Here is a 4001-nt window from a genome sequence, read left to right on the forward strand (position 1 = left end):
CGGGCAGACGTTTCATAAAACAACTGCTCGGCTGCGGCCGATGGATTGACTGAGTCGTATACGTCTCCAGCCATCATAATCAAATCGGCCTGCTGATCGTCAGCCATTTTCGCCAATTCTTCCAAAAACGCCTCCTGCTCCTTTAAACGGCTGCGTCCTTCCAACGTGCGGCCCAAATGCCAATCACCTGTATGCAAAATCCGCATGCTATTCCTCCTCTCCCTATCTATATAACTACAGCCGTACACTCTCTCCAGCTTCTAAAAAATACAGCCACTTCTCAGCAACCTTTTTGCCTGTAATCTCTTCGATCACACGGGCATACAGCTCCAATTGAAATCGATATTGGTCTGTTAAATGGGACAGTGTACGATATTCAGATATCCGATCTGTTTTATAATCCACCAGCACGAGTCCTTCGGGAGTTTCAAATAGACAGTCAATAATCCCGTTCATCAGCACCTTATCTCCGTCCTGCCCACCTTCCGAATCTGTTTCTTGTCCTGGTGACATTGATGGTAAGCTGTGGTTCCAGTAATCGGTTGCCCGCATGGTATAAGTAAACGGAAGCTCTCTTTGAACATGGGATGCCCCCAGCATTCTGCTCCCCAGCTCACTAGTGAAAAAGCGTAATATTTTATCCGTATCTAGCGCCTCTGCATGAACATCCAGTAACATACGCTGATTGAGCAAACGAGCCTTGGTTTCCTCAATAACTTCGGCGCTCATCCCCCCATCTAGTGGCAAATGCAGCATCAACGTATGATAGACTGTTCCTCGTTCCGTTGGAGTCAGACGCTGATTCCCCATAAACTTAGGTCTGCGCAAGTGTAATTGACTTCCCCCAGTGTGAGAATCCTCCCAATCCTCCGGTAACTCTGCTAGTAGGGAGGTAGATAGATTCAGCCAATCGTCCGAACCCATCTCCTGCATTTCCAGCCATCTTTTCATCTCAGTAACCGATGTATTGGCTGCCGTCTTGCCAGCCCGTTCATACGGATAAATCCAGGAAAGAGCAGCTTCAATATCCGTTTCACTCTCTTCGTTCAAGTCGATTAGCTCCGCATTTCTCAGTGCTTCTGTCTTCTTTTGGCGCTCTTCTCCCGACACCTCTTCCTCATGATCTGAGTTCACACGAGAGCCGGAAAGTGTTTCCGAGGCCACGATTTTAAATAACCAGTCTGTTCCCGGCATATTTTCCAGCCTGTGATAGTACCCATCCTGATCACCTGCGGCTTCCCTCAACAAAGTAGCAGAAGGATGCCGAATCAAAGCGGGACCTACCCAGTCCAGATAGCTGCGGCCTGCCGCCAGCATATAGTCTGGTAAGACAATTTCCGTATGTTCTTTGGCACGTGCCCAACCCGCTGCGCGCGAAGCGAGATCCTTCACGGTTCCGGTCATAATCAGCTTTTCGCGCGGACGTGTAAGCGCCACGTATAACACCCGCATTTCCTCAGCCAATAGCTCCAGCTGTGAGCGTCGGCGGATCGCTAAATTAGGCAGCGTAGGGTAGCTGACACGATTTTGTTCCTCCACATATTTAGGACCAAACCCCAACTCCTTGTGCATAAGAAACGGCGCATTGAGATCCTGTTGATTGAACATCTTTGCTGTCCCGGCAATAAACACGATAGGGAATTCAAGTCCTTTACTTTTATGAATGGTCATAATGCGGACAGCCTGATCGGGTTCAGTCCCTCCGCTAATGGATCCTAAATCACCGCCTCGCTCCCGTAGACGGGAAATGAAGGTAAGAAATCGGAACAATCCTCGGTTGGACGTAGAAGTCTCATACTGTCTCGCTCGGTCATATAGCGCCCGCAAATTGCTTTGGCGCTGTGAGCCGCCAGGCAGTCCACCGACCCAATCCAGATATCCTGTTTCCTCCAGCACATTCCAAATCAATGCACTTAAGCTGCCTTGTCTGGCTTCATGCCGCCAGGCTTCCAAATTACGCAAAAATGAACGTAGTCGGGCAGACAACGTATTCCCGTCATTTCTATTACCAAAGTCAGATGAAGATAAAGAGTCCTCTGGGAAAATATCCAACTCCATGATCTCAGCTGAAATCCCTTTTTCGCTTTCTTCCAGTGGGTCAGCCTCAGCCGCCGCCAGCAATGCGCCATAAAACAATCCATCCGGCTTCTCCAACCGAATTTGTGCCAGTTCATCTTCGGTCAAGCCGACAATCGGCGAACGAAGCACGGATGCAAGCGGGATGTCCTGCTGCGGATTATCAATAATATGCAGCAGAGACAACATTACCTCAACTTCCGTTGCTTTAAAAAAGCCTGTCGTCTGCTCCCCAGAGGCCGGAATGCCCTCAAGCCGCAGTTCCTCCACAATTAGGGGGGCCCACACGCTTGCGGAACGAAGCAAAATGACGATATCGCCGTAAACTGCCGGACGCATCGCTTTTAATCCTCTGTCGTAAATCAGCAGTGGTTGTCCAGTATCTCCGGTCAGCTCCTTAATCCGTTGCGCGATCGCACGAGCCTCTAACTGTGCCGTTTCCAGCTCCGCAAGCTCAGCCAGCTCACTTTCCTGTAGAGCAGATTCGTTCTCCGCTTCGGACAGCTCCGAAGCCTCGGAAAGACCATGTCCACCCTTATCAACTAACAGCAGCTCAGGTGCGTATACAGATGCGGCGTCTTGATCCGACTGGTCGGGATAGGATGCGCCGTGTACCAGCCACGCTCGTTCATCGTACTCAATTTCCGCCACATCCACACTCATAATCTGGCGGAACACCAAATTGACCGCATCGACAACTTCCTCCCGACTGCGGAAATTACGCGCCAGATCAATTAAAAAGCCATCTTCCTGCTCCTGCATGCCGTACCGTTGATACTTATTCAAAAACAGACCCGGCTCCGCCAGGCGAAATCGATAAATACTCTGTTTCACGTCGCCCACCATAAAACGGTTACCCGGTTCCTCCCGTGATACCAGCCTGACGATATCTTCCTGTACGGTATTCGTATCCTGATACTCATCCAACAGCACCTCGTCGAATTGCGCCTTATATTCGAGCGCAGCGTCAGAAGGTAGTAGCTTGTACGGAGTAGAATCGGGATGTCGTAATATTTTCAGACAATAATGTTCCAAATCCCCGAAGTCCACCAACCCTTTTGACTGCTTGTGTTGTTGAAATCGTTCCCCGAATACAATCACGGTTTCTATCAATTCGTCCATCAGCGGAGCCGCGGCGTGCAGCTCCTCCCAATAGGCTTCTGCTCTCCTGCCAAACAGGGAAGCCTTCATATCTGTAATCATTTTTTTGGCTGCTTCACGAAGCGTTTTAACCCGTTCCTGCAATGCAGGCTCGGTCTGATCTTTTTTGACGGGCTTGAGCTTACCGAAGGAAGCTGTCTGAAAATGATCATATAGAGATGCCCACGGCTGTGTCTCCAGCTCCTGTAACAATCCCTTCACCATCGCCGCATCCTCTTGCAGCGTCACGGCATAAGGTGCAGGACCGCCGGGCTGCATAGCTGTTTCATGCGCCTGTTCCAGCAAGCTCGCTGCTCCACGCAATGAAAGTGCAGCATCCGCCAAAATACTGCGAACCCAGGGAGTCTCTCCCAAAGCGGCTACATCCTGTACACGAAATGCTGCCGCTGTCTCCCGCAGCCAATGTTCTGGCCACGGATGACTTTGAGAAAAATCATACAGCCGCTGAACAAGCACGTACATTGCATCATCGGTGCGTTCTCCACTAAACCAGTCGACCAGTCTGCGGAATGTACTGCCTTCATCATGAGCCTCATATTTCTCCTCAAACAGTTCTTCTAGAAGCTCCTGACGCAGCAATTCTGTCTCATGCTCATTCATAATCCGAAAACCGGGATCAAGGGGAATGGCCTGATAATGCCTGCGGATGACCTCCATACAAAATGAGTGAAGCGTCGTAATCGAGGCCCGATTCAGCAACGATAGCTGGCGGCGTACATGCTCACTTTCCGGTTCCTGCTCCAGTACACGTTCCAACGCTTCGC

The 4001-nt window shown here is 50.3% G+C and carries 2 protein-coding genes; both read right to left on the minus strand.

The window, feature by feature from the left end; genetic code table 11:
- The coding region (sbcD, locus tag GRP75_RS20630; RefSeq protein WP_160790235.1) for an exonuclease subunit SbcD at positions 1-206 on the minus strand (206 nt) is incomplete at its 3' end.
- 28 nt (positions 207-234) lie between these two features.
- On the minus strand, positions 235-4001 hold a 3767-nt coding region (gene addA / locus GRP75_RS20635; RefSeq protein ID WP_160790236.1), incomplete at its 5' end, for a helicase-exonuclease AddAB subunit AddA.

It is taken from the genome of Paenibacillus sp. OT2-17, assembly GCF_009827695.1.
Taxonomy (GTDB): Bacteria; Bacillota; Bacilli; order Paenibacillales; family Paenibacillaceae; genus Paenibacillus; species Paenibacillus polymyxa_B.